General features: G+C 62.1%; 23 protein-coding genes. 11 read left to right on the forward strand and 12 right to left on the reverse strand.

What is annotated here, in order from left to right; translation table 11 throughout:
• The first annotated feature begins 9 nt into the window (after window positions 1-9).
• The 7 genes from ACLRGI_RS06645 to ACLRGI_RS06675 all read left to right on the forward strand — a co-directional run bounded on the left by ACLRGI_RS06645 (window position 10) and on the right by ACLRGI_RS06675 (window position 6,474).
• Window positions 10-1,473: an amino acid permease gene (locus ACLRGI_RS06645; RefSeq protein WP_419200872.1), complete on the forward strand. Its 1,464-nt coding sequence runs from the start codon at window positions 10-12 to the stop codon at window positions 1,471-1,473.
• A 213-nt stretch (window positions 1,474-1,686) separates the two neighbouring features.
• Window positions 1,687-2,145 carry an SRPBCC family protein gene (locus ACLRGI_RS06650; protein WP_419200873.1) on the forward strand — a complete coding sequence of 153 codons (459 nt, stop codon included), beginning with the start codon at window positions 1,687-1,689 and terminating at the stop codon, window positions 2,143-2,145.
• The gene (locus tag ACLRGI_RS06655) at window positions 2,145-2,801 is read left to right on the forward strand and encodes a pentapeptide repeat-containing protein (RefSeq protein WP_419200874.1); all 657 of its coding nucleotides are present in this window, start codon (window positions 2,145-2,147) and stop codon (window positions 2,799-2,801) included. Before ACLRGI_RS06650 ends, ACLRGI_RS06655 begins: the two co-directional genes overlap by 1 nt.
• A 142-nt stretch (window positions 2,802-2,943) precedes the next feature.
• Window positions 2,944-4,170, forward strand: a complete 1,227-nt coding sequence (locus ACLRGI_RS06660) for a thiolase family protein (protein ID WP_419200875.1) — start codon at window positions 2,944-2,946, stop codon at window positions 4,168-4,170.
• Window positions 4,170-4,991, forward strand: a complete 822-nt coding sequence (locus ACLRGI_RS06665; RefSeq protein WP_419200876.1) for an enoyl-CoA hydratase/isomerase family protein — start codon at window positions 4,170-4,172, stop codon at window positions 4,989-4,991. Before ACLRGI_RS06660 ends, ACLRGI_RS06665 begins: the two co-directional genes overlap by 1 nt.
• Entirely contained in the window at window positions 4,988-5,851 is an 864-nt protein-coding gene (locus tag ACLRGI_RS06670; protein ID WP_419200877.1) for a 3-hydroxyacyl-CoA dehydrogenase family protein, read from the forward strand. Before ACLRGI_RS06665 ends, ACLRGI_RS06670 begins: the two co-directional genes overlap by 4 nt.
• A 26-nt stretch (window positions 5,852-5,877) precedes the next feature.
• Window positions 5,878-6,474, forward strand: a complete 597-nt coding sequence (locus tag ACLRGI_RS06675) for a GNAT family N-acetyltransferase (RefSeq protein ID WP_419200878.1) — start codon at window positions 5,878-5,880, stop codon at window positions 6,472-6,474.
• Between the two features lie 171 nt (window positions 6,475-6,645).
• Here the strand turns inward: ACLRGI_RS06675 and ACLRGI_RS06680 are convergent, their stop codons facing one another.
• The 6 genes from ACLRGI_RS06680 to ACLRGI_RS06705 all read right to left on the reverse strand — a co-directional run bounded on the left by ACLRGI_RS06680 (window position 6,646) and on the right by ACLRGI_RS06705 (window position 12,829).
• Window positions 6,646-7,797 (reverse strand): Gfo/Idh/MocA family protein, encoded by a 1,152-nt coding sequence (locus tag ACLRGI_RS06680; protein WP_419200879.1) that lies wholly within the window; start codon window positions 7,795-7,797, stop codon window positions 6,646-6,648.
• A complete protein-coding gene (locus tag ACLRGI_RS06685; RefSeq protein WP_419200880.1) occupies window positions 7,794-8,567 on the reverse strand; it encodes a ThuA domain-containing protein in 774 nt (257 codons plus the stop codon). Before ACLRGI_RS06685 ends, ACLRGI_RS06680 begins: the two co-directional genes overlap by 4 nt.
• 30 nt (window positions 8,568-8,597) lie before the next feature.
• Window positions 8,598-9,464, reverse strand: a complete 867-nt coding sequence (locus ACLRGI_RS06690) for a carbohydrate ABC transporter permease (protein ID WP_419200881.1) — start codon at window positions 9,462-9,464, stop codon at window positions 8,598-8,600.
• 7 nt (window positions 9,465-9,471) lie between these two features.
• A complete protein-coding gene (locus ACLRGI_RS06695) occupies window positions 9,472-10,461 on the reverse strand; it encodes a carbohydrate ABC transporter permease (protein ID WP_419200882.1) in 990 nt (329 codons plus the stop codon).
• 10 nt (window positions 10,462-10,471) lie between these two features.
• Window positions 10,472-11,707 (reverse strand): sugar ABC transporter substrate-binding protein, encoded by a 1,236-nt coding sequence (locus ACLRGI_RS06700; protein ID WP_419200883.1) that lies wholly within the window; start codon window positions 11,705-11,707, stop codon window positions 10,472-10,474.
• Between the two features lie 99 nt (window positions 11,708-11,806).
• Entirely contained in the window at window positions 11,807-12,829 is a 1,023-nt protein-coding gene (locus tag ACLRGI_RS06705; RefSeq protein WP_419200884.1) for a LacI family DNA-binding transcriptional regulator, read from the reverse strand.
• Between the two features lie 222 nt (window positions 12,830-13,051).
• On the opposite strand from ACLRGI_RS06705, the gene ACLRGI_RS06710 reads away from it, so the two are divergent.
• Together ACLRGI_RS06710 and paaZ are read left to right on the forward strand one after the other, a co-directional pair.
• Window positions 13,052-13,618 carry a tyrosine-protein phosphatase gene (locus ACLRGI_RS06710; RefSeq protein WP_419200885.1) on the forward strand — a complete coding sequence of 189 codons (567 nt, stop codon included), beginning with the start codon at window positions 13,052-13,054 and terminating at the stop codon, window positions 13,616-13,618.
• A 61-nt stretch (window positions 13,619-13,679) separates the two neighbouring features.
• Window positions 13,680-15,779 (forward strand): phenylacetic acid degradation bifunctional protein PaaZ, encoded by a 2,100-nt coding sequence (gene paaZ, locus ACLRGI_RS06715; RefSeq protein ID WP_419200886.1) that lies wholly within the window; start codon window positions 13,680-13,682, stop codon window positions 15,777-15,779.
• A 242-nt stretch (window positions 15,780-16,021) separates the two neighbouring features.
• Here paaZ and ACLRGI_RS06720 read toward each other — a convergent pair whose 3' ends face one another.
• Genes ACLRGI_RS06720 through ACLRGI_RS06730 form a run of 3 tightly spaced genes read right to left on the reverse strand, consistent with a single transcriptional unit; the run spans window position 16,022 to window position 18,498 of the window.
• Window positions 16,022-16,624 (reverse strand): TetR/AcrR family transcriptional regulator, encoded by a 603-nt coding sequence (locus ACLRGI_RS06720; RefSeq protein WP_014922600.1) that lies wholly within the window; start codon window positions 16,622-16,624, stop codon window positions 16,022-16,024.
• Window positions 16,625-16,661: 37 nt separating this feature from the next.
• Window positions 16,662-18,020, reverse strand: a complete 1,359-nt coding sequence (gene paaK, locus ACLRGI_RS06725; protein ID WP_419200887.1) for a phenylacetate--CoA ligase PaaK — start codon at window positions 18,018-18,020, stop codon at window positions 16,662-16,664.
• A gap of 7 nt (window positions 18,021-18,027) precedes the next feature.
• Entirely contained in the window at window positions 18,028-18,498 is a 471-nt protein-coding gene (locus ACLRGI_RS06730) for a hotdog fold thioesterase (RefSeq protein ID WP_419200888.1), read from the reverse strand.
• A 108-nt stretch (window positions 18,499-18,606) separates the two neighbouring features.
• Here ACLRGI_RS06730 and ACLRGI_RS06735 point away from each other — a divergent pair, with 108 nt between their 5' ends.
• Entirely contained in the window at window positions 18,607-19,185 is a 579-nt protein-coding gene (locus ACLRGI_RS06735; protein ID WP_419200889.1) for a GNAT family N-acetyltransferase, read from the forward strand.
• Here the strand turns inward: ACLRGI_RS06735 and ACLRGI_RS06740 are convergent.
• Both ACLRGI_RS06740 and ACLRGI_RS06745 read right to left on the reverse strand, forming a co-directional pair.
• On the reverse strand, window positions 19,178-20,731 hold the full coding sequence (locus ACLRGI_RS06740; protein ID WP_419200890.1) for a putative bifunctional diguanylate cyclase/phosphodiesterase: 1,554 nt from the start codon (window positions 20,729-20,731) through the stop codon (window positions 19,178-19,180). The two genes, ACLRGI_RS06735 and ACLRGI_RS06740, sit on opposite strands and share 8 nt — an antisense overlap.
• Before the next feature lie 2 nt (window positions 20,732-20,733).
• Window positions 20,734-21,780 (reverse strand): hypothetical protein, encoded by a 1,047-nt coding sequence (locus ACLRGI_RS06745; protein ID WP_419200891.1) that lies wholly within the window; start codon window positions 21,778-21,780, stop codon window positions 20,734-20,736.
• A 107-nt stretch (window positions 21,781-21,887) separates the two neighbouring features.
• On the opposite strand from ACLRGI_RS06745, the gene ACLRGI_RS06750 reads away from it, so the two are divergent.
• Window positions 21,888-22,058 carry a hypothetical protein gene (locus ACLRGI_RS06750; RefSeq protein WP_017199100.1) on the forward strand — a complete coding sequence of 57 codons (171 nt, stop codon included), beginning with the start codon at window positions 21,888-21,890 and terminating at the stop codon, window positions 22,056-22,058.
• Between the two features lie 231 nt (window positions 22,059-22,289).
• Here the strand turns inward: ACLRGI_RS06750 and ACLRGI_RS06755 are convergent, their stop codons facing one another.
• Window positions 22,290-23,933: an ATP-binding protein gene (locus tag ACLRGI_RS06755; RefSeq protein ID WP_419200892.1), complete on the reverse strand. Its 1,644-nt coding sequence runs from the start codon at window positions 23,931-23,933 to the stop codon at window positions 22,290-22,292.
• Between the last annotated feature and the right edge of the window lie 15 nt (window positions 23,934-23,948).

Raw genomic sequence — 23,948 nt, forward strand, 5'->3', positions numbered from 1 at the left:
GGAACAGCTGTGCCGCAAAGTACTCCCACAGATCTCCAGAGCTCCAAGGCCTCATCCGTAGCCTCGGACTCCAACCTCAGTGCCGAGGGATACCAGAAGACCCTGAGCCGCCGCCACGTCACCATGATCGCCATGGGTGGCGCTATCGGCGTCGGTCTGTTCATGGGCGCCGGTGGCCGTCTGGCCTCCACGGGCCCTGCCCTGATCTTCTCCTACGCCATTGCCGGCGTCATCGCTTACCTGCTGATGCGCGCCCTCGGCGAACTCATCATGTACCGCCAGACCTCCGGCTCCTTCGTGAGTTACGCCGGTGAAATGTTCGGCAAGAAGGGCGCCTTCCTTTCCGGGTGGATGTACTTCATCAACTGGGCCATGACAGGCATTGCCGAGCTGATCGCAATCGGCCTGTACTTCCAGTTCTTCTTCCCGAATGTGCCTATTGAACTGTCCGCCATCGCAGCACTGGTGCTGCTGGTGGCCGTGAACCTGTTCAGCGTCAAGGCGTTCGGCGAGTTCGAATTCTGGGCTTCCTGCCTTAAGGTCGCGGCGATCGTGATCTTCCTGGCTGTTGGCACGTTCATGGTTGTCACCAACGCCAAGGTGGGCGACGGCAACGCGTCTGTGGCCAACCTCTTCCACGAAAACGGCGGCATGTTCCCCAAGGGCGGCCTGGTGATGATCCTGGTCCTCAACGCCGTGATCTTCGCTTACAACGCCATTGAACTCGTCGGCATCACTGCTGGCGAGATGGAAAACCCGGAGCGCGAAGTTCCCAAGGCGATCCGCGCCGTCGTGGTCCGTATTGTGGTCTTCTACGTTGGTTCGGTGACGCTGCTCGCGATGCTGCTGCCGTCCGACCAGTACGTTGCCGGCACCTCGCCGTTCGTTACCGTGTTCGGCCAGATGGGCCTCGGCTGGATGGGCGATGTCATGAACATGATCGTCATCACTGCCGCCCTGTCCTCCTGCAACTCGGGCCTGTACTCGATCGGCCGCATCTTCCGGACCATGGCCAACAACGGCCACGCTCCGCAGGGGCTCACCAAGATGTCCACCCGCCACGTGCCGTACGCGGCCATCCTGGCAATCGGTGGCGTGTACCTGGTAGGCATCCTGCTCAACATCTGGCTGGGTGGCTCGTACGCGTTCGACCTCGCGCTGAACACCGCGTCCATCGGCGTGATCTTCACATGGGGCTCCATTTTCGCGAGCCAGATCGCACTGCGGAAGAAGCGCGGCAACGTCTCCACCCTGCCGATGCCGGGTTCGCCGTGGACCAGCTGGTTGGGTCTTATTGCCCTGCTGGCCATCACCGTTCTGATCGGTTTCGACTCCATGACCAACAAGGAAACCGGCGAGGTCTTCCTGCTGGGCCTGTGGACCCTCGCGACCATCCCGTTCTTCGCCCTGGTGCTGTGGCTCGGATGGCAGAAGGTCAAGAACAACGAACCCAAGAGCGAGCTGTTCAGCTAAGCCTCTGGTTTCAAACGCTCCAAACGCTTCAAACGCTTCAAACGCTCGACGGCGCGTGCCTCCTTTTGGTCGCACGCGCCGTTTTGCGTTGTGGGGCCTGTTGTGCGTGNNGGGCCCCGCAAGTGGAGGGGGCCTGTTGTGGGGCCTGTTGTGCGTGCTATTGCGGCAGACCTGTCAGTTGGGAGTGTCAGGGGTCGGGTCTAGGCTCGATGTATGGAACACACCACCACCCTGACGCAGCACGTCAACGCAAGCCCGGAGAAGGTTTGGGCCGTCATATCGGACATTCCCGGATCAGCCGGTACGCTCTCCGGCATCGACTCAATCCAGATGCTCAGCGATGGCCCTTACGGGGAGGGCACGCGCTGGAAGGAAACCCGGACCATGATGGGTAAGAAGGAGACCGTCGAGATGTGGGTTTCCGAGACGGACCCTCCGCGCAGCACCACGGTCAAGGCACTTCAGGGCGGTGCGGACTACACCAGCCGCTTCAACCTCACCGAGAGCCACGGCGGCACCGATCTGACGCTGACTTTCGGGGCCGCGGTGACCAATCCGTCGCTCCTCAGCAAGGTGGGCGTGGCTCTGTTCGGGAAGATCGGGATGAGCATGACCCGCAAGGCCCTGGCCAAGGACCTCGCCGAGATCGCAGCCAAAGCGGAAACGCTCTGATGGCGGGAGCAAAGGTTGCCGCGCCCAAGATTTCGCCGGTGCGGCTGGATGAACTGCGTGACGACGACGCCCCGGACTTCCAGCGCGGCGAACGGTACGACGGCGTCAGGCTCACCCGCGTTTCCGCCGATGGAGAGGAACTGAGCGGTGCAGATTTCATTGAGTGCGAGCTGAACGGTGTCTCCTTCAACGAGGCTCAGTTGCGGGGCGCGACATTCCGTGAGTGCATCTTTTCCGAGCCGTACGCCCCGGTTTTCATGGCTGCGCGAACTTCCTGGCAGGACGTAGAGATCACCAATCCGCGGTGGGGTTCGGCTGAACTTTATGAGGGAAACTGGCGGTCTGTCCGAATCGACGGCGGCAAGCTGGATTATGTGAACCTGCGCGGCTCCAAGCTCATGGATATCCAGATCTCCGATTGCATCATCAATGAACTTGATCTCGGAGGGTGCACGGGAACGCGGTTGGCATTGAAGAACTGCACTATCGGCACGCTGGATGTCACGGGCGCCAAGCTGAAGGACGTGGATCTGAGGACTTCGGAGTTCCGCGGAATCAACGGTTTGGCGGGGCTCGCAGGCGTGGTGATTGATGATTACCAGTTGAGCCTCATGGCGCCGTTGTTGGCCGGGCATTTGGGTATCCGGGTGATCTGATGCGGGCCAGGGCCGGTCCTTTGGGGTCCGTAACTGAGGGCTTCAGCTGTTGACCGGCCCTCCGGGCAGTGTAATCTTTATAGAACGAACGGTCGGTATATTATTCCGGATCGGTCCCTTTCACTTCGCGAAGGATGTTCTCATGGTCGAGGCTTTTCTTGTTGGCGGCGCACGTACGCCTGTAGGTCGCTACGGTGGGGCGCTGTCCTCCGTCCGCCCGGACGATCTTGCTGCACTGGTGGTCCGGGAAGCGGTGGCGCGTGCCGGCGTCGATCCTGACTCCATTGACGAGGTGATCCTCGGCAACGCCAACGGCGCGGGCGAGGAAAACCGAAACGTAGCCCGCATGGCAACGCTCCTCGCGGGACTTCCGCTCCACATCCCTGGGATCACGGTCAACCGCTTGTGTGCCTCGGGCCTCAGCGCGATCATCATGGCCAGCCAGATGATCAAGTCCGGAGCTGCGGACATCGTGGTGGCCGGCGGCGTCGAATCCATGAGCCGTGCCCCGTGGGTGCAGGAAAAGCCCACTACGGCGTTCGCCAAGCCCGGCCAGATCTTTGATACCTCCATTGGCTGGCGCTTCACCAATCCGCTCTTCAACAAGGGCGAGCTCTCGCGCGACGGCAAGATGACTTACTCCATGCCCGAGACGGCGGAGGAAGTGGGCCGTGTGGACAACATCTCCCGGGAGGACGCTGACGCTTTCGCCGTCCGCTCCCACGAGCTAGCACTGGCCGCCATTGCCGGGGGTCGATTCAACGACGAAATTGTTCCCGTCATTGTGAAGACCCGGAAGTCCGAAACGCTGGTGGATACCGATGAGGGCCCCCGCGAAGGAACTACCATGGACGTCCTGGCCAAGCTGCGGCCGGTTGTTCCGGGCGGATCCGTGGTTACGGCCGGCAATTCTTCCACCCTCAACGACGGCGCCTCGGCGATCATCGTCGCTTCCGAGGCCGCCATCAAGAAGTTTGGCCTAACGCCCCGGGCCCGCATTGTGGACGGCGCATCTGCCGGCTGCGAGCCTGAGATCATGGGCATCGGCCCGGTCCCGGCTACCCAAAAAGTCCTGGCACGCTCCAGGCTCACGGTGGATCAGCTGGGTGCCGTGGAACTTAATGAGGCTTTCGCCACGCAGTCGCTGGCGAGCATGCGTCGCCTTGGACTGAACCCGGAAATCGTCAACAACGACGGCGGCGCCATCAGTTTGGGGCACCCGCTCGGTTCCAGCGGCTCACGAATCGCCATCACGCTGCTGGGTCGGATGGAGCGGGAACTCGCGTCATCCTCCGGACCCAAGCTCGGACTGGCCACGATGTGCATCGGCGTCGGACAGGGCACCGCGATGCTGATGGAAGGCGTGTAATGGCGCTGGATCCGCAAGACTTCACCACGCTTCTCATCGAGGAACGCGAGGACCGGCTCACTGTCCTGCTGAACCGTCCCGAGGTCCGTAACGCGATTGACCAGACAATGGTGGACGAGCTTCACCAGGTGTGTGCTGAACTCGAGCGGAATCCGAAGGTACTGATCATTGCAGGGACTGAGGGCGTTTTCGCCTCCGGCGCGGATATTGGCCAGTTGCGCGAACGCCGCCGTGACGACGCTTTGCAGGGGATCAACTCCACCATCTTTGTCCGCATCGCCAGGTTGCCCATGCCCGTCATCGCGGCCTTGGACGGGTATTGCCTTGGTGGTGGAGCAGAGCTCGCGTACGCCGCCGACTTCCGCATTGGCACTCCGAGTGTCCGCATCGGCAATCCGGAGACCGGCCTGGGGATCCTTGCAGCGGCTGGGGCCAGTTGGCGGCTCAAGGAACTCGTGGGGGAGCCCAAAGCCAAGGAAATCCTCCTGGCCGGCGCAGTGCTGCGCGCCGAAGAAGCCCTGCGCATCAACCTCATCACGGAGATCCATGAAGCACCTGACCTCATGGATGCCGCGCACAAGTTGGCGGACAGGATCGGACGCCAGGACCCCTTGGCCGTGCGGATCACCAAATCCGTGTTCCACGCCCCGGTAGAAGCACACCCGCTGATCGATACGCTCGCGCAGGGGATTCTTTTCGAGTCCCAGGCCAAGTTTGACCGAATGCAGGCATTCCTGGATAAGAAGTCGGCCAAGGCATCCCAAGACACCGCCGCACCCGCAACAACCACCGCAGACCCGCAAGACAGGACACAGAAATGAGCCAAGCTCCCACCATCCCGCACGTCGTCGGAGTCCTGGGTGGTGGCCGGATGGGTGCCGGGATCGCGCACGCCTTCCTCACCAAAGGTGCCAATGTGATCGTGGTGGAACGCGACCACGAGGCAGCAGCCGGAGCGCAGGATCGCGTTGCCGACGCTGTCACCAAGTCCGCTGCCCGCGGCACCCTGAACGAGTCTCACGAACAGGCGATGTCCCGCTTCAGCACCTCCACGGACTACGCGTCGTTCATTCACTGCGGCCTGGTGGTGGAGGCAGTGCCTGAGGACTACCACCTCAAGGTCAAAGCGCTGAAAGCTGTTGAGGAACACCTGTCCGCGGATGCATTCCTTGCCTCCAACACGTCCTCGTTGTCCGTGACCGGCCTGGCCAGCGAACTTCGTCGTCCGGCCCACTTCGTGGGTTTGCACTTCTTTAACCCGGTGCCCGCCTCCACTCTCATTGAGGTGGTGCTGGCCAAGGAAACGTCTCCCGAACTCGCTGCTGCGGCCAAAAACTGGACCGAGGCACTCGGCAAGACCGCCGTCGTCGTCAATGATGCTCCCGGCTTTGCATCCTCCAGGCTTGGCGTCGCAATTGCCCTCGAGGCGATGCGCATGGTGGAGGAAGGTGTGGCGTCCGCCGAGGACATTGATGCCGCTATGGTCCTGGGTTACAAGCACCCCACTGGCCCGTTGAAGACCACGGATATTGTTGGCTTGGACGTTCGGCTGGGCATCGCGGAGTACCTTCACTCAACGCTCGGCGACCGCTTTGCTCCGCCGCAGATCCTTCGCGACAAAGTGGCACGCGGTGAACTGGGACGTAAAACGGGCAAGGGATTCTTCGAGTGGAGCGCCTAACCCCCGCAGGCGGTTAGGCTAACCGGGTGACTTCAATCGAACCCACCACCCTGACCGGTAAATTCGTGACCCTGGAACCATTGAGCCAGGAACACCATGACGGGCTGGTGGACGCAGCCCGCGACGGCGATCTCTGGAAGCTTTGGTACACCTCCGTCCCTACGCCGGAGGGTATGGCTGCCGAAATCGATCGCCGCCTGGACCTGCAGGCAAAAGGGTCCATGGTGCCGTTTGCCACGCGGTCCAACGCAACACGCAAGCTCATAGGAATGACCACCTACATGAACATCGACGCCGAAACTCCTCGCTTGGAGATCGGGTCAACCTGGAATGCCGCGTCGGCGCACGGCACGGGAACCAACCCGGATTCGAAGCTGCTGCTCCTGCGGCACGCCTTCGAAACGCTGGGCTGCCCGGCCGTGGAATTCCGCACGCACTGGATGAACCAGCAGTCCCGTGAGGCGATTGCCAGGCTCGGCGCCAAGCAGGACGGTGTGCTTCGGAACCACTCCCGCAGCAAGGACGGCGCCCTCCGCGACACCGTGGTGTTCTCCATCCTGGAACACGAATGGCCCGCCGTGCGGAACGGGTTGGAGTTCCGGCTGGCGAAGTACGGCGTGTAGCCGTTTCTGCGCATCGAGGGGCGGGCTTTCGGCATTATCGACACGTCAAAAAGCCGAAAGCTAACCCCTCAGCGCTGTGGGAGTCTTCGTCGAGGGGCGGGCTCTCGGCAGTAAGTGGGCGCGATAGTCCCGAGAGCTAACCCCTCGACGAGGGCTACGCCGGCGCGCCCGTCACAACGCCACGCTCTCCCCGGCCAAAGCACTCCGCACCGAGGTCCAGGACTTCAGCACCTCCAACACGGCAGGATCGCGCTCGTCAAGGACGGCTTGCTGATACGAGTCCTCGAGCAGCGAATCCACGGAAACCCGGACGCCGTCGGAAGCACTGAGAATCGCGGCTTCCACCATGGCCAGGCTCATGATGTTCTGGTGCACCCGTCCCATGGGCGTGCTTCCGGTGCGCACAGCGGACACGAAGTCCCGCAGCGACCCGGCGATCTCCTGACCCGGATCCTCAGAAAGGAAGGCATCGCCGGAAACCAGGGCATCGCCGGCTTGAGTAGGAAGGGAAGACACCGGCTCATTGTCGCCGTCCCACAAGACAGTTCCTTGCTCACCGCTGATCCGCCACGATGCATTCCACGAGGTCTCCTGGCCAGGGCTGCACCAGCTGCCTGTGAACACGAAGCGCTCGCCGCCGGTCATCTCGAAGATGGCCGTGGATCCCGCATCTCCGCGATACCAGCTCCAGGACGGGTTGTACTCCTCACAGAACACTGAGACGGGGTCGGCGTCGAGCAGGAAGCGGGCCATATCGAACTGGTGTATGGCCATGTCCAGCAGGAGCGGGTGATCCATGGCGTCACGGAATCCCCCGAAGTGCGGTGCCTTGAAGAACTCGGCCGAGACGATGCCAACTGAACCCAATGTGGAGGACAGGCGCTTGGCCGAGAACAGGTGCTTGTTGTAGCGCCGGGACTGGCTGACCATGAAAAGCTGGGCGTGAAGTTCCGCGGCTGCTGCCAAGGAAAGGCCCTGCGCCACAGTCGAAGCCACTGGTTTCTCGCCCAGAACCGGTAAGCCGGCGGCCAGCGCTTCGGTGGTTACCGGATGATGCGCAGCCGGAACCGTGACGTTGATGACCGCCTGGGCTCCGACGTCGGACGCCAACTGAGCTGTACCGGCGCCAACGGGGAGGCCGGGGCGCCCTAACCACGCCGCAGCGTCAGCGGCAGCCGCAAGGTCCAGATCAACGATTCCGACGAGCTCAACCAACGGCGACGACTCCACCGTACGAAGCCACGCGCGGCCCATTCCCCCTGCGCCTACAACGACGACGCGAAGGGGAGTGCCGTCGTCGGGAATGGTAGCGAAAGTGCTCACGCGTTGGCCCCCTGGTAGCTCTTGCCGTTGAAGAAGTCGCCGGTCTCGTACCGCAGGAGCTCAGGGACGGCGCGTTCCGGGCGGTCGGTGACGGCCCATTCCACGGCGTTGGCGATGACACGCCGGACGTCCTTGTGGTGGTAGACGGGGTAGTCCTGGTCGCCGGGGCTGAAGAAGAAGATCTTGCCGTGGCCGCGGCGGAACGTGCAGCCGGACCGGAAGACTTCGCCGCCGCTGAAGGAGCTGATGAACACCAGTTCCTCGGGCGTGGGGATGTCGAAGAATTCGCCGTACATTTCCTGTTGCGGGATCTCGATGGGATGCGGGACGCCCTTCGCGATGGGGTGCGTGGGATCCACGGTCCACACGAGTTCGCGGTCCTGCTCGGAGCGCCAACGCAGTGTGCAGGAGGTGCCCATGAGCTTGGTGAAGATCTTGGACCAGTGCCCGGAGTGCAGCACGATCAAGCCCATTCCGGCCAGGACATGCCGGTGGACGCGTTCCACGATCTCGTCGTCAACATCTGCGTGGGACATGTGGCCCCACCAGGTGAGGACATCGGTGTTCTCGAGGATTTCCTCGGTGAGGCCGTGTTCCGGTTCGTCCAGCGTCGCGGTCCGGACCTCGACGGCGGCACCCAGGTTCTCTTCGATGCCCGCCTTGACGGCGCCGTGCATACCGTCCGGGTAAAGGCGTGCCACGAGTTCATCGCGCTTCTCGTGGCGGTTCTCGGACCACACGGTGACGCGGATGGGCTTGCTCTCAGTCATGATTTCTCCTTGAAGGTGTGGGTACGCGGTCTACTTGACCGCACCGCCGGTGGTGCCGGCGGCGATGTATTTTTGGGCTGCGACCAGTAGGACGATTGCCGGGATGGAGGCGAGTACCGCCGTCGCCATGACCGAACTCCAGTCGTTCACGTAGGCGCCGATGTACTGGAAGATGCCCAAGGTGACGGGCCGGACGGCTTCGGTGGTGGTGAGGGTCAGTGCGAAGAGGAAGTCACTCCACGCGAACAGGAACGTGAAGAGCCCTGCAGTGATCAGGGAGTTCCGGCTGAGCGGAAGCACGATCGACCAGAACGCCCGGAGGTGACCCGCCCCGTCCATCCGGGCAGCCTCGATCACCGAGGCCGGCATACCGTTCATGAAAGCCCGGATGATGAGGATGGCGAACGGGATGCCGTGGGCCGAGTCAGCCAGGATCAGGCCCGGAATGGAGTTGAGAAGGCCGAGATCGTTGTAGGCGGTGTACAGCGCGTTGGCCACCACGATTCCCGGAATCATCTGGCTGATGAGTATGGCGAACAAGACCACTCCGGCACCCCGGACTTTGAAATAGGCAAGGGCGTAAGCGGCCGGGGCTGCAATGGCCAGACTCAGCACCACGCTGCCCAGCGAAATGATGAGGCTGGTTCCCAGGTTGCCCGCTTGCTCGTTGATGGCTGTGGCATAACCGGTGAAGTCGGGCTTCACAGGGAACCATGAGGTTTCCAAAGTGGTGCCGTTGGGTTGAAGGGAGGCGTTGACCATCCAATAGACCGGGAACAGCATGATGGCCAGGAAGAAGATGGCCAGTGCTGTGTAGCCCCAGTTCTTGCGTCCCGCGGTTTTTTGGGGTTTTCCGCCCGCGCGCCGGAGCGTGGGTGCCTTTAGTACGGTTGTCATGCTGTCCTCACTCATCCACTGCGCGTCGGCTGGCCCGCAGATACAGCACTGCGAAAACCAGGGAGATGATCACCAGCACGTTGCCCAATGCCGCACCTTCGCCGAACTTGAACTCGTGGAAGGACAGGTTGTAGGACTGCGTCGCGATGGTCTGGGTGGAGTTGGCGGGCCCGCCGTTGGTCAGGCCCAGGATGATGTCCAGCACCTTGAGCGTGTAGACGACGCCGAGCACCAGGACCACGCTCACCACTGGCCTGAGCATGGGCCAGGTGATGTGCCGGAAGGCCTTCCAGCCCGTGGCACCGTCCAAGGAGCCTGCCTCGTAGAGTTCGTCCGGGATTTCCTGCAGGCCACCGTAGAGGATGGTCAGGTTGAACGGGATGCCGATCCAGATGTTGACGCCCACCACGGCAATAAGGGCCAATGAAGTGCTGGTGAGCCATGGAATGCCGGTATCGATGATGCCGAGGTCTCCCAGGAATCGGTTCAGCGCACCGCTGTCCTTATCCAGGATCCAGCGCCACACGGCACTCGAGACGATCAAGGGAAGCAGCCAAGGGAGCAGGAGCAGGGACCGCAGGATTCCGTTGAGCGGGAACTTGCGCTGGAAGAAGATGGCCAGCGAAAGGCCGATCACGAACTGGCCAATGATGGAGCCAATGGTGAACAGCACCGTATTGAGCAAAGACGTCGAGAACAACGACGACGACAATACAGTTACGTAGTTGGCGAACCCTACCCAGGGGGCTTCTCCAGTGAAGAACGTGGAGGTGGTGTAGTCCTGGAAACTCATCACCACGTTCTTGACTACCGGATAGCCGAAGAACAACGTCATGTAGACCACGGCGGGAACCAGGAAGAGCCACTGGAAGATGCGCTCGCGGCGTTGGCGGGAACGACGCCGGGGTGCCGGCTTTTCGGTGTCGGTTCCGGGAGTCTTCGCTGCCTCGCCGGTGGCCCGCCCCTCTGAGTGAGGTAAGTCAGTTGCTAATGACATAGCAGCTTGCCTACTGACCTTGGGCTTGCTTGAGGGCATCGGCCGGTGAGGCGTTGCCCGTCAGCGAAGTCTGGATGGCTGTGTAGATCTTGGTGGCCTGTGCAGGCCATTCTTCTCCGAGCTGGCCGGTGCGTGCACGGGCTGTCTTGATCAGCTCGGTGAACGTGGCGAGCTTTGGGTTGTCGCTTGCGAACTTGTCCGAGAGGGTGGTTTTGGAAGGGATGGTATTACGGGCTGTGGCCATGGCCAATTGGTTCTCGTCGCTGTTCAGGCAGGCAACCATCTCTGCTGCCTTTGCTTGCCGGGCTTTGTTACCGGTTTGCGGGACAGTCCATACTTCGCCGCCGAGCGGAGCCACGGACGTCTGCCCGGCTTCACGTACAGGGATCTTCACTACGCCGTACTGAAGCGTGGGTTGCTTGTCCAAAGCCGGGATTTGCCAGGGTCCGTTGACCATCATGGCTGCCTTGCCTGCCAGGAACTGGTCTTTGACATCAGCCTGGGTCCAGTTAAGGGCAGATGATGAAACCGAGCCGCTCTTTACCAGGTCCGTCCACAGCTGCAGGGCCTGCTCGGTCTCTTTGGTGTCGATCTTCTTCTCATCACCACCGTTGGACCACATGACGGGAAGGAACTGCCACGTGCCCTCGTAGGTGGGGTTGGCGTTGAAAGCGAGTCCGTACTGGTCTCCAGCGGTGAGTTTGGCGGAAGCATCCTTGAGTTCATCCCACGTCGTGGGCGGGGTGACACCCGCCTTGGCCAGGATGTCCTTGTTGTAGAACAAGGCGATGGTGTTCACGGTTGGCGCCAAGCCGTACACCTTGTCCTTGTACGTGCCCGCGCTCAGCACACCTTCAGCGAAGTTTTCAGTGCTGACCTTGAAATCGGCAAGGGGTGCCAAAGCTCCTGTGGCTGCGATCTGCTGGAGGTCCGGGTTGTCCAACATCAGGACGTCGGGGAGAGTCTTGGAGGAGGATTGTTGGAGGACCTTGGAAATGAGAGATTTTCCGGGGACCGTCTCCCGCTTGACGGTAACGCCCAGCTGGGTGCCGCACTTTGTCAGCGCATCGCCGATGAACGATTTGTCCGGCTCGTTGTTGTAGTAATCCATGACTGAGAGTTCGGTGACGGTCTCTGAGGACGATGCCGCAGTGGAGGAGCCGCAGCCGGAGAGGGCCAGCGGTAGACCCACCAAGGCGGCGACTGCCAATGCGAGTGGACGGGATGTCCTTTGTGGTGACTTCATTGTCTGTTCCTTTCTGGGAATCGATTTATCGATGCGTATCGACGATGCGTATCGATGAACTTTGGAATCGGAGGTAGAGCAGGTGGTTACAGAGGGGTGTTAGCTGCCGTGGGGTGGGCGGAGCGTGCTTGAACGGTGCGTAATGACCGTGGGTACCAGTTCCAGGGATTCGTGTGGTCCTTGGTTCTCGGCTTCGAGGAGGTCGCAGATGATCTTCACTGCCCGGCGGGAAACTTCCCTCGGGCGCAGATCGATGGTGGAGAGGGGAACGGGCTGTAGTTCGGCCAGGGTGGGTGAGGCGCTGCCTATGACGGAGACGTCCACCCCCGGAGTCAGGCCTCGTGCGGCCAGCGCACGGCGGAGAATATCCTGGATGGTGCGGTCAGGCGCAATGAAGGCCGGTATGCCTTCGGTTGCGGCCAGTGCTTTGTCCACGGACTCGGAGATGATGGCCACATCTGCGCCTCCCGGGAAATGCTGTACTGCCACTCCCAGTGATTCGGCTGCCGCGTCGGCTCCCCGCATGAATCGGTCAACGTAATTGACGTGCCGGTTCACCACCGCGGGTTGCCATTCGATGATCGAGATGACGCTGTGGCCAGCCGAGGCCAGATCGCGGACGCATTGCTCACCTGCCATTTCGAAGTCCGCGTCAATGCAGACCAGGCCGGAGGGGTCCCGGGGTATGCCGATCAGCAGCACGGGGACATTGAGCGACCGCGCGACGGGGAGTCGTTCATCCTCATCTTCGACTTGCATGAGGATCAAGCCGTCGCAGATCTGTTGACCCACAACGCGACGAAGCCCCGCCGCCCCTTCGTCTTCGGTGACCAGGAGAATGTCGTGATCAAACTGCCTTGCCGTGGAAGCGATCACCGACACGAACTCCATGAGGGAAGCCATTTCGAGTTCCGGGATGAACGGAATGACCAGTCCGATCACACGTGTCCGTCGGCCGGCCAGGGCACGGGCGCCGGCATTCGGCTGGTAGGTCAATTCCTCGATCGCAGCCTCTACCTTTTTCCGCGTCTTCTCGGAGATGGGCCGCTTGCCGCTTAGAACGTAGGAAACTGTGCTTTGAGCTACTCCGGCGGCCTGGGCGACGTCCTTGCTGGTGGGCATGGCCGGACCTCCTTGTGCTCTCTGCTGAACAGTTTCCTGTGATTGTCGATGCGTATCGTCGATGCGCATCGAAAACGAGTATGACACGGGTCACTCAACCTCCGCAAGACCCTCTCCCACGTCCCGCGTGCTTCAGGTGAACCCTCTCTCACGTCCCGCGTGCTTCAGGCGAACCCTCTCTCACGTCCCGTTCCAGGGCACCAATGTGCTTAGCTGGCTCCTATGGACGGGACTTCAGCTCTTCAGGGCGTCCAATGGGATGGCGCCGTCAACGCTTGGCGCATTGCCGGGGATGTGTACCGCATGGGCCGCCACGAATGGGTCACCGAATCCGGCTGGCAGCAGATGTACGACGACGGCGTCCGCACCGTGATCGATCTCCGCGCCTCGCGCGAGCGGCGGCTACGCGACACCGACACCCTGGTGCCGGACGAGGCGAAGGTGCGGATCGACGTCGTACATTGCCCAACCGAAGATCCTGATCATAGTGACTTCGACGAGCTTTTCGGACCGTACCTCAAGGACCCCGCTCAATACGGGGATTACCTTCACCTGTTCGGGGACAAGATCGCGGCCGTCTTCAAAGCTATTGCGGCGTCCCCGGGAAAAGTGGTGGTTCATTGCTCCGCAGGCAGGGACCGCAGTGGCGTGATCGCGGTGATGCTGCAGCGGTTGGCGCTGTCCGGGCCAAGCTGGGCGTGGGCCGCCCTAACTAAAGCCGGAAATTCCTGCTGTACTCCACGGGGCATTCATGTACCCTGTATATATTACCGAACGGCCGGTCAGTAATGTTGGCTCCAGTCAGCAGGGACCGTGCCGATTTCACGTGCCTTGGAAGGACCCGTCGACGATGACCACTACAGCAGTCGCCCCGGAAACCACAGCCGTTGCAACCGTTCCCAGCTACGTCCAGGATGCCTGGTGGACGCCGGCGCCCGACGTGAAAAAGGTGCCGGTCCGTGACGCAAGCACCGGAGAGGTTCTGGCCAACGTCAGCACCGACGGACTGGACCTTGCCGCCGTCGTAAATTACGGACGCACCACCGGCCAAACGGAACTCGGGAAGCTGACGTTCCACCAGCGCGCGCTCAAACTCAAAGAACTGGCCATGTACCTGAACGGGCGCCGTGAAGAACTGTACGAGTCCTCGTCACAGAGCGGTGCCACCAAGATCGACAACATGATCGATATTGACGGCGGAATCGGCGTGCTCTTCACGTTTGGTTCCAAGGGTCGCCGCGAATTGCCCAACTCGCAGGTTGTGGTGGACGGTCCCATGGAGACGCTGTCCAAAGACGGATCGTTCGTGGCCGAGCACATCTACACCCGCATCCCAGGTGTCGCGGTTCAGATCAACGCGTTCAACTTCCCGGTGTGGGGCATGCTGGAGAAGTTCGCCCCCGCATTCCTCGCCGGCGTCCCCACCATCGTGAAGCCCGCCACGCCCACAGGTTACGTTGCCGCCGCCGCAGTCAAGGCGATCATCGAGTCCGGCATTCTTCCCGCAGGCTCGCTTCAGCTGATTTCCGGTTCTGCCCGCACCATCCTGGATGAGCTCGATTACCGCGACCTCGTGTCCTTTACGGGCTCGGCGTCCACTGCCAATTCGCTTAAAGGCCACAAGAACGTGGTCCAGGGCGGCGTCCGTTTCACCTCGGAAACCGACTCCCTCAACGCTGCGATCCTCGGCCCCGACGCCGTCCCCGGCACTCCCGAGTTCGACGCTTTCATCAAGGCCGTGGTCACGGAGATGACCGTCAAAGCCGGCCAGAAATGCACCGCCATTCGCCGCGTCATCGTCCCGCAGGAGCTCACGGCCGAGGTCGCCTCGGCGGTCGGCGCGCGCATCAACGAGCGGGTAGTGCTTGGCGATCCTCGCGCCGAGGGCGTCACCATGGGCGCCCTGGCGTCGCTGGAACAGCTCGCGGACGTCCGCGCTGCCGTCCAGTCAATGCTCGACGCCGGCGGTGAGCTTGCGTACGGATCTCTCGATTCGCCGTCGGTCACCTCCGTTGGCGGCAACGTAGGCGTGGTGGAAGACGGCGCGTTCATGTCCCCGGTGCTACTGAGCTGGACTGACGCCGAGGCCGAAGAAGTCCACTCCTTGGAGGCATTCGGGCCGGTATCCTCGGTGTTGGGGTACTCGGATCTTGCAGATGCCATCCGCTTGGCGGCCCGCGGCTCCGGCTCGTTGGTGGCCTCTGTATGCACCAACGATCCCGCTGTTGCGCAAGAACTGGTGCTCGGCATCGCTGCCCACCACGGACGCGTCCACATGCTCAACCGTGAAGACGCCCGCTCATCCACAGGTCACGGATCCCCGGTGCCACACCTGGTCCACGGCGGTCCCGGCCGCGCAGGCGGCGGCGAAGAACTGGGCGGCATCCGATCTGTCATGCACCACATGCAGCGCACCGCCATCCAGGGCTCGCCCAACATGCTCACAGCCGTTACCGGTCTTTGGCACACCGGCGCGGACAGGAACTTCACCGTGGAAACCGAGGGGGAGCACCCCTTCCGGAAGCATCTGTCCACGCTGCGAATCGGCGATGCCGTACGTTCGGATCTCCGCGAGGTCAAACTGGAGGACATCACTGCCTTTGCCAACTCCACGGGCGATACGTTCTACGCGCACACCAACCAGGAAGCCGCCGAGGCCAACCCGTTCTTCCCCGGCATTGTGGCCCACGGCTACTTGCTCCTGAGCTGGGCTGCCGGACTCTTTGTGGAGCCCGCCCCGGGCCCCGTCCTGGCCAACTATGGCTTGGAGAACCTGCGCTTCATCACCCCTGTTGCAGCCGGCGATTCCATCCGCGTCACGCTGACGGCCAAAAAGATCACACCCCGTGAGACTGACGAGTACGGGGAGGTGGCCTGGGACGCCGTCCTGACCAACCAGAACGACGAAATCGTAGCCACCTACGATGTCCTCACCCTCGTGGAAAAGTAACGCTCTCTCACATCCCTCGGGCTTGAGCGGGACGCTCTCTCACCACGACGAAACGCCTTTCCACCTGTATGGGGAAAGGCGTTTCGTCGTTTCGGCTGAAGGCAGCCAGGAGTAACTACACGACGACGACGGCACAAGGCTTTGCCACGCGCGTCACCTTGCGGGATGTGAGAGATGGTTTGCCGGAAGCCAAGGGGATGTGCGAGAGGGCTGGCCGGAAGGGCTAGGGATGTGCGAGAGGGTCAGGCGGCCGTGTGGAGGCCGTCGAAGGCCATGGTGATCACGTCGTCGGCGAGTTTCTCCGGCGACAGCGAGCCGCCGGGCTTGTACCATTCCACGATCGAGTTGATGGTGCCGAACAGGAGGCGCGTGACCGTTCGCGGATCAATATCCTGGCGGAGCGACCCGTCCTCCCGGGCGGCCGCGATCAGCTCGGCTACTTTGTGGTCAAACGCGCGACGACGTTCCAAGGCGTCCCGCTCGATCTCGGTGTTGCCGCGCAATCGAAGTAGCAGTGTGACGAACGGCAACCGGTCCACCAGCACGGCGATGGTCTGCCGCAGCACGAACTCAAGGCGCGCATCGGCGGGCCCGGAGGTAGCGGAGGGCTCCTCCAGGATGGCCTCGAGACCGCCCAGCGCGTGGTCCAGGGCGAGCTTCAGCAGATCACCCTTGGACGGCACGTGGTGGTAGATGGCTGACTTCGAGATCCCAAGGTTCTCGGCCAGGATGCCCATGGACGTTGCGTCGTACCCGTGGCGGTTAAAGACGTCGACGGCGATGCGGAGCACCGACTGCTGGTCATAACCGGGCCGTCCGCGCTTGGTGGTGGTCTCAGTAGGCATGCTGGCATTTTCTCACGATCTCAACGGGGTATGGCGATCAGCCCTTGGGACGCATGTCGTAGATCCGGCGAAGCTTGCCGTTGGACCGCTCAAGGGAGCCGGGCTCCACAACGTCAACCACGCAAGATGACCCCACGTGAATCTTGATCTGCTCACGCAAGGTGTGTGCCGCCGTCGTGCCTGCCTCCGATGGAACGTTCTCGCGGCGTTCGATCTTTACCGTCAGCGAATCCATGCGTTTGCCCTCGGGGCGGGTGATTTCGAGCTGGAAGTGCGGGCTGAGCTCGGGGATTCGGAGCGCGATTTCCTCGATCTGTGACGGGAACAGGTTCACGCCGCGCAGGATGATCATGTCGTCGCTGCGGCCGGTGATGCGGCCCATGCGGCGGTGAGCCGGGCGGGCGGTGCCGGGGAGCAGGCGGGTGAGGTCCTTGGTGCGGTAGCGGATGATCGGCAGCGCTTCCTTGGTGAGGGAAGTAAAGACGAGCTCGCCGGGTTCGCCGTCGGCCAGGACTGCGCTTTCCCCCCGGGAGGGATCGACCGGATCGATGATTTCCGGCCGGAAATGGTCCTCCCAGATGTGGCAGCCGTCCTGGGTTTCAACAGCTTCGCCGGCGACGCCCGGGCCCATGACCTCAGAGAGCCCGTAGATGTCCGAGGCCTTGATGTTCATGGTGGTTTCGAGCTCGTGGCGCATTTCTTCAGTCCACGGTTCGGCGCCCAGAACGGCGTACTTGAGCGAGGTGGACCTGGGGTCGATGCCCTGGTGTTGCATGGCATCGGCGATGGTGAGCAAGTAAGTGGGCGTGGCCAGGATGGCGTCGGGCTTGAAGTCCTGGATGAGCTGGATCTGACGTTCTGTCTGTCCTCCGGAAATGGGGATGACGGTGCAGCCGAGCGCTTCGGCGCCCGCGTGCGCACCGAGGCCGCCGGTGAACAGGCCGTAGCCGTAGGCGTTGTGGACCTTCATGCCGGGGCGTACGCCGGAGGCGCGGAAGGAGCGTGCAACCAGGGTTGCCCAGTTGGCGAGGTCGTTCTTGGTGTAACCAACCACGGTGGGGCGGCCGGTGGTGCCGGAGCTGGCATGGATGCGGGCTACCTGGTCCTGCGGGACCGCGAACATGCCGAAGGGGTACTCCAGCCGGAGGTCTTCTTTGGTGGTGTAGGGAAACTTGCCGAGGTCGCTCAACTCGCGGAGGTCCGTGGGGTGCATACCGGCCTCGTCGAACTTGCGCTTGTACAGGGGCACACGATCATAGGCGTAAGCCACCGTGTGCTGGAGTCGGGTGAGCTGCAGGGCCTCGAGTTCGTCGCGGGAGATGGTTTCTTCGCGGTCCAGCACGGGCGCGCTGGCGACGGAGGTGGTAGCGGGTGCGGCCACGGTGTTCTGAGTCATGGGGTTCCTACTTCTTGGAGATGGTGCGGCTGCGGCCACGGAACTCGGCGATGAGCTCCCCGGGATCGGAAGCGGTGGGATCGGTGGCGTCAGCGTCCGGTGAGGCCGCATAAATCTGGATGTCGTACAGGCCGCTTCGGCCGGTGCTCGCGCGGCGGTTTGCGACGGCGGTGACCACCTGGCCTTGGAATGCCGGCTTGATGAAGTTGATATCGACGCCGGAGGCCACCGTGATGTTGGCGGCTTGCTTGGGCGTGGGGTTGGCCGGGTTACAGGCCAGTGCGAAGGCGGTGTCGCCAAAGGCGAAGATCATTCCGCCGTGGGCCATGCCGAATCCGTTGAGCATTTCCTGGCGGAGATGCATGCGGATGGTGGCGTGCCCGTCGTCGAGCTTGAGGACCTCGATGCCCATCCATTCGGACGCGTAGTCGTTCGTCAGGATGTGGTGCTGTGCACCGGAGAGGGTTGTTTCAACCATGCGTCATTGCCTCCAGCTTTATTTACCGAATGTTCATTAGGTAATCCCAGATCGCGCCACGTGTCAAGACTGGACCAGTATTCTCCTGTACCTAGTAGCCTCGAAGTCATGCCCGAAATTGAGCTTCCCATCATCACCGACCGACTCATCCTGCGGCGTTTCGAGGCCGAGGACCTAGAGAGGTTCCACGGCTACCAGTCGCTTCCCGAAACTGCCCGTTACCTCTTGCGCAACGAGCTGAGCAAAACAAAGTCCATGGAGGTCCTTGGCAGGTACGCGAACTTCGAGTTCAACCAGGTAGGGGACTGGGTTTGCCTCGCCATCGAGCGTAAGGACCACCCCGGCCTGATGGGTGAGGTAGTGCTGAAATGGCTGGAGGGCGCCGGGCAGGGAGAGCTGGGCTGGATACTGCATCCGGAGGCGCGCGGCCACGGGATTGCGACGGAGGCAGCGGAGGCAGTCATGAAGCTGGCGTTCGAGAAGCTGGCTTTCCATCGCATCGATGCAAAACTGGACGCACTCAACTCCGGCTCCGCGGGTATCTGCAAGCGGCTTGGCATGCGGCTGGAAGCCACGTTGGTGGACAACTGGCACTACAAGGGGCAATGGGCGACCGAGAACATCTACGCGATTCTGGACTCGGAATGGCGCACGAGGCACCATCCATGGACCCGGAAAATCAGCTGACAGGCCACGTCTTGTGGTACTTCAGCTGTTCGGTCAGCTGCGGCTCAGGCAGCGGCCGGCTGAAGTAGTAGCCCTGTCCGCTGGTGCACCCGATACTCAGCAGGTACTCAGCCTGCTCCGCGGTCTCCACACCTTCCCACACGGCGGCCAATCCGCAGGCCCGGATGAGTTGCAGTACGGCCGCGAGAAGTGCCGGCTGTGAGGGGTCGCTGCCAAGGGCCGACAGTAGCGTCCGGTCCACTTTGACGGTATCCACCGGGAGCTGGCGAAGGTAGCTGATGGACGAATAGCCGGTGCCGAAGTCGTCGATTTCCAGGCCGACGCCAAGTCGGCGCAAACTGTTGAGTGTGTAACGGTCCAGATCGTTCCCTTGGATCACAGCGCTCTCGGTCAGCTCCAGGACCAGCAGTGACGGATCCAGATCGGCTGACGCCAACGCCTCGCGGACGTCTTCAATGAATTCCAGACGCTGCAGGTCCGCGGCCGAAACATTGATGCGCATGCTGAAGTTGTGGCCCGCCGTCATGGGATCGGTTCGCCATTGCTTCAACTGCTCGACGGCGGTGCGGAGCACCCATCCGCCCAGGTCCGAGATCATTCCCGTTTCCTCGGCCACGGGGATGAACTCGTCCGGCATGATGATCCCACGGGTGGGGTGGTTCCAGCGGACCAGGGCTTCCACGCCTTCAATTTCGCGGGTGTCCAGCCTGATGATGGGTTGATAGTAGAGCACCAATTGGGAACCCGAGATCGCCTCTTTGAGTTCGCCCACCAACTGATTCCGCATCTGCCGGGCCAGAAGCATGTCAGGTGCGAACACCTTGAGCTTCCCGCGCCCGTCCGCCTTGGACTCATACATGGCGATGTCGGCTTCCATCATGAGCTCTTCCGCCCGCTGGCCGGGATCGGCCATCCGGAGGCCCATGCTGACCCCGCAGCGAAGGTGTTGGCCCTCGATCTCCATCGCCCCCACCACGGCAGCGAGGATTCGGCTGCCGATGGCGCTGGCCTCAGCGGGTGTCACTTCCGGGAGCAGGACAGCGAATTCGTCACCGCCCATGCGGGCCACCATGTCCTGTTCGCGAACTGCCCCGCTGATACGGTTGGCCACCGTTTCCAGGACTTTGTCACCGATGGTGTGGCCGAGGGAATCGTTGATGGCTTTGAAGCCATCCATATCCAGCAGGAGGATCGCGGGCCGTTTGTTGCCTTGGCCGCCGTTCGCTTGGGCCTCGCTCAGGGCGGTGGCAAACGCGGATCGATTGTTGAGGCCCGTAAGGGGATCGGTCATGGCCATGCGCTGCATCGCAAGGTGCGCTTCATTGAGCTGTTGTGTCCGGGCCTGCACCCTTTGTTCGAGCTCTTCGTAGACGATCTGCAGGTCTTCGGCCAGCAGGTTGGTGCCTATAATGACCGCATCGATCTCGTCCCGCGCTTCGGAGACCTCGATCCTGGTGTTCAGGTCGCCGGCCGCCAACCTGACGATACCTTCCAGGAGCAGCCCCAATCGGGGGTCGTTGGCGGAGTACATTTCTGCGTCAGACATGCTCACCCCCCGTGCGGCCCTCCCCGGACGCTTTGCCGAAGGAACTCGCGAACGGCGGCGCTGCGTTCCGGCAAGGCCGCTTGGTCAAAGAGCTTCGCTGCTTCTTCGAATGCATCCAGGCCCTCCTCAATTCGCTCGGACGCCAGCAAAGTCCGTCCGAAGAGAAAGTGCGCTTCCGCGGACGTTTGAATGGCCAAAATGGAGGAACGGGCACAAAGAGGTTCAAGGATCGCCAACGCTTCCTGCATATCACCTATGAGGCAGTTCCAATGGGCGCGGACCAAGGACATCTCCAGATGGTCCCGCTCGGATCCGCCCACAATGTCCGTGGCGAGCTCTGCCCTCTCAATGCAGCGAAGGGTGGCAGCGTCACCCAGTTTTGCCTGCAGGCGCATCTCAGCCGAGGCGCGGTTGAAGCGTGCCCACAAGTCAACATCCTTTGACGGTGAAAGCCGTTCGGCAGCCAGATCGTGATAGCGGCCGCCATCGGTGACACGGTCAGCCAGGAAGGCAACGTTTCCGATCACCCAGTAACCCTTGCCCGCGGTGTCTTCGTCAACGTCATCGGTAATCAACGTCTCCAGGACAAGGCATTCCCGCCATGCATCTTCGAGCAATCGGCTCTCGGCCAGGGCCGCGATCAGGGCACGCTGGGCCAGGACCTGCACATAAAGGAGATCCGGATCCGTGGCAGCAAGTTTTGCCGCGTCGGCTGCCATGGCCGCAGCTTCGGCAAGCCTGCCGAGGCCTTGCAGCCCGATGGCCACCATTGTTCCTGCCTTGGCCCCCAGCTCGGGCGAGGACGCGGTGAGGCTGTGGTCATTGAGCGCGGATGCCAGCGCAAGGTATTCATCGATGTTTCCCTGATCGCGGAGACACTCCGCTTGAAGGTAGCGCATGTTCCACCAGGCGAGTTCGTCGCCGGCGTCCCGGGCAAGTTCGGCAGCCTCCGCGGCCAGCCTCAAGGCCTGGTCAAAGTCCCGCGCCTTCCATTTGGCGCGTGCATTGAGTCCGGCAACAAGGTGGGAGGCCAGGTGGGGACTTTGCATGTGCCCATTATCCATGTCATTGCGGAAGAAAAGCTCGTATAGTTTGCCCCGTGACTTTATTCAAGTCACAGACAACAAATTCGCATCAGTACGAAAGGGCATAGCGGATGAAAAAATTTGCGGCAACCCTGCTCATGGCGGCGGTTCTGGCAGTAACAGGTTTCGCTGCTCCGGCTAATGCCGAGCCTACGCAGGACAGCACGGCAATTGGCTGGTGGCCTAACAGCACCACCACTGGTAAGACGAACACCACCAGCATCGGTTGGTGGCCGAACTAAACATTGGGGGAGCGCCTCTTAAGGCCAAAGAGCTAAATTGATGCCCCGGGCTGTTGCCCGGGGCATCAGTTTTGTTTCGCTGGGTGTCGAGCATTAGTGACCGCAGGACACATCTTCCGCTTCGGCTGTGACACTGCTGTCACAGCCGACGGCGGGAGTTACGCGCCGCGGGCCTCAGACCCTCAATGCCGCGCGTCGCAGACACAGCCACGCAGTGACCACCAGCGCGGCCTATGGTCCTCCTACGGGCAACTCAACGGATACCGTGGTCCCGGATCCCAAGGTGGAGTCAAAGGCCATCCGCCCCATATGGCGGCTGATGATGTCGTTGGCGATCGCCAGCCCCAGTCCACTGCCGGGCACGGCCGCCGAGGTGGCATTGGACGCGCGGTAGAAGCGGGTCAGGATGTGGGGGAGATCGTGTTCCGGGATACCCAGACCGTTATCTGCGATGCGGACAAGAGCCGCACGTCCGCCGTTCTCGGAGGCCGACATTGCGCTGGTGATGCCGACTCGTCCGCCCTCGGGAGTGAACTTGATGGCGTTGGCCACAATGTTGGTGAACACCTGTTCCAGTTTGGCTTCATCTGCTGTGACCTCGATGTCCTCGGTGGCTTCAGTGAAGGACACGGAAACGTGACGGGACTCGGCCAGCGGCCGGAGAGTTGTCACCACCACTTGGAGGAGCTTGTCGATGTCCACCGGCTTGAGGTCCAGGTTGCTGCCATCCTGCATGGAGACGGTGAGCATGTCCTCAATCAGCCTGCGCAGGCGGTCCGAGTTCCGGGCAATGACATCCAGCATTTTCCTGATGCCCTCGGGAATGGGGCCACCGGAGCCGTCCTGAATCATGTCCAGATAGGCCGTGATGGAAGTGAGGGGCGTCCGAAGCTCATGGTTTACGGTGGCAAGGAAGTCTGTCTTGGCCTTGTCCAGTTGCCTTAGCTGATGCAGCACGCGTTGCTGGGCGCTGATGAGGTGTCCCTGGATGAGCCCGTGGGCCACGTTCCCGGCGACGTGCTGCATCAAGGCGATCTCTGGACGCGTCCAGTCGTGCCGCTCCTGGACAGTTGACAGCAGGATGATGCCCATGGCGGTAGCGCCTTCGCCAACAGGGAGCAGCACCGTGGAAATAGGCTTGAGTTGGCCTGACCATTCGCGTAGTGCCTTTGCGATCTTAGAGTCGGGGTCCTCCCGATGGTCCGCAACGGCGAGGACCTCCGCTTCCGCCCACAGCCGATTGGCCGTCTCCGTAATGAGGTTCTCGCTCTCGCCCAGCTTTGCCGGAAGCAGCGGAAGTCCTGGACGGTTCCACTGTGCCCGGATGCTGGGAACCCGCTCATCGCGGAAAGTGGCGAACCAAACGTGGTCCGCACCCAAGGCCTCACCAAAACCGCGAACCACGTGCTCGGCGATCAACTGCGGATCATTGGTTTGCCTGATTTCGGAAGAGACGTTCCGGAGGCTTTCCCGCAGTGCTTCAATTTCGCCACGGGAACGTGCGCGTTCCTTTGCCCGGCCGATCAGTGTTTCAACCCGATGGACCAGTTCCCCGGCCCGCGCCGGGCTGAAGATGTAGTCTGCTACGCGCCAGGACTCCACTTCCGCAAGGTCCACGGACTCCTGGGCGCCAAGAAGCAGCAGCACGGGAAACCCGGGGTTGCCCAGCCCATGGGCGAGGGAGTTCTCCGCCACTGCCACTGACGGGCGGTGTTGCTGGAGCTTCACGGCCAGTGAGGCAGCGTCCTTGGCAGGGAAAACCTGGAAGCCCGCAGCCTCAAGCGCGGACGTAGTGGCCGCGAGACGGTCATGGTCTGAGTCCGCCACGACAGCCGAACGGGAAGCATGCTGTTCACCGGCAACGGTCTCGCCCACTGAGCCCCTTCCGTT

It is taken from the genome of Paenarthrobacter sp. PPS72 (assembly GCF_048537125.1).
GTDB lineage: Bacteria > Actinomycetota > Actinomycetes > Actinomycetales > Micrococcaceae > Arthrobacter > Arthrobacter nitroguajacolicus_E.

Excerpts from the sequence above, each read along its gene's own strand:
- ACLRGI_RS06650 (WP_419200873.1), top strand. The coding sequence starts at position 1,687 with ATGGAACACACCACCACCCTGACGCAGCACGTCAACGCAAGCCCGGAG.
- ACLRGI_RS06655 (WP_419200874.1), top strand. The coding sequence starts at position 2,145 with ATGGCGGGAGCAAAGGTTGCCGCGCCCAAGATTTCGCCGGTGCGGCTG.
- ACLRGI_RS06660 (WP_419200875.1), top strand. The coding sequence starts at position 2,944 with ATGGTCGAGGCTTTTCTTGTTGGCGGCGCACGTACGCCTGTAGGTCGC.
- ACLRGI_RS06665 (WP_419200876.1), top strand. The coding sequence starts at position 4,170 with ATGGCGCTGGATCCGCAAGACTTCACCACGCTTCTCATCGAGGAACGC.
- ACLRGI_RS06670 (WP_419200877.1), top strand. The coding sequence starts at position 4,988 with ATGAGCCAAGCTCCCACCATCCCGCACGTCGTCGGAGTCCTGGGTGGT.
- ACLRGI_RS06685 (WP_419200880.1), bottom strand. The coding sequence starts at position 8,567 with ATGACTGAGAGCAAGCCCATCCGCGTCACCGTGTGGTCCGAGAACCGC.
- ACLRGI_RS06690 (WP_419200881.1), bottom strand. The coding sequence starts at position 9,464 with ATGACAACCGTACTAAAGGCACCCACGCTCCGGCGCGCGGGCGGAAAA.
- ACLRGI_RS06695 (WP_419200882.1), bottom strand. The coding sequence starts at position 10,461 with ATGTCATTAGCAACTGACTTACCTCACTCAGAGGGGCGGGCCACCGGC.
- ACLRGI_RS06700 (WP_419200883.1), bottom strand. The coding sequence starts at position 11,707 with ATGAAGTCACCACAAAGGACATCCCGTCCACTCGCATTGGCAGTCGCC.
- ACLRGI_RS06705 (WP_419200884.1), bottom strand. The coding sequence starts at position 12,829 with ATGCCCACCAGCAAGGACGTCGCCCAGGCCGCCGGAGTAGCTCAAAGC.
- ACLRGI_RS06710 (WP_419200885.1), top strand. The coding sequence starts at position 13,052 with ATGGACGGGACTTCAGCTCTTCAGGGCGTCCAATGGGATGGCGCCGTC.
- paaZ (WP_419200886.1), top strand. The coding sequence starts at position 13,680 with ATGACCACTACAGCAGTCGCCCCGGAAACCACAGCCGTTGCAACCGTT.
- ACLRGI_RS06720 (WP_014922600.1), bottom strand. The coding sequence starts at position 16,624 with ATGCCTACTGAGACCACCACCAAGCGCGGACGGCCCGGTTATGACCAG.
- paaK (WP_419200887.1), bottom strand. The coding sequence starts at position 18,020 with ATGACTCAGAACACCGTGGCCGCACCCGCTACCACCTCCGTCGCCAGC.
- ACLRGI_RS06730 (WP_419200888.1), bottom strand. The coding sequence starts at position 18,498 with ATGGTTGAAACAACCCTCTCCGGTGCACAGCACCACATCCTGACGAAC.
- ACLRGI_RS06735 (WP_419200889.1), top strand. The coding sequence starts at position 18,607 with ATGCCCGAAATTGAGCTTCCCATCATCACCGACCGACTCATCCTGCGG.
- ACLRGI_RS06740 (WP_419200890.1), bottom strand. The coding sequence starts at position 20,731 with ATGTCTGACGCAGAAATGTACTCCGCCAACGACCCCCGATTGGGGCTG.
- ACLRGI_RS06745 (WP_419200891.1), bottom strand. The coding sequence starts at position 21,780 with ATGCAAAGTCCCCACCTGGCCTCCCACCTTGTTGCCGGACTCAATGCA.
- ACLRGI_RS06750 (WP_017199100.1), top strand. The coding sequence starts at position 21,888 with ATGAAAAAATTTGCGGCAACCCTGCTCATGGCGGCGGTTCTGGCAGTA.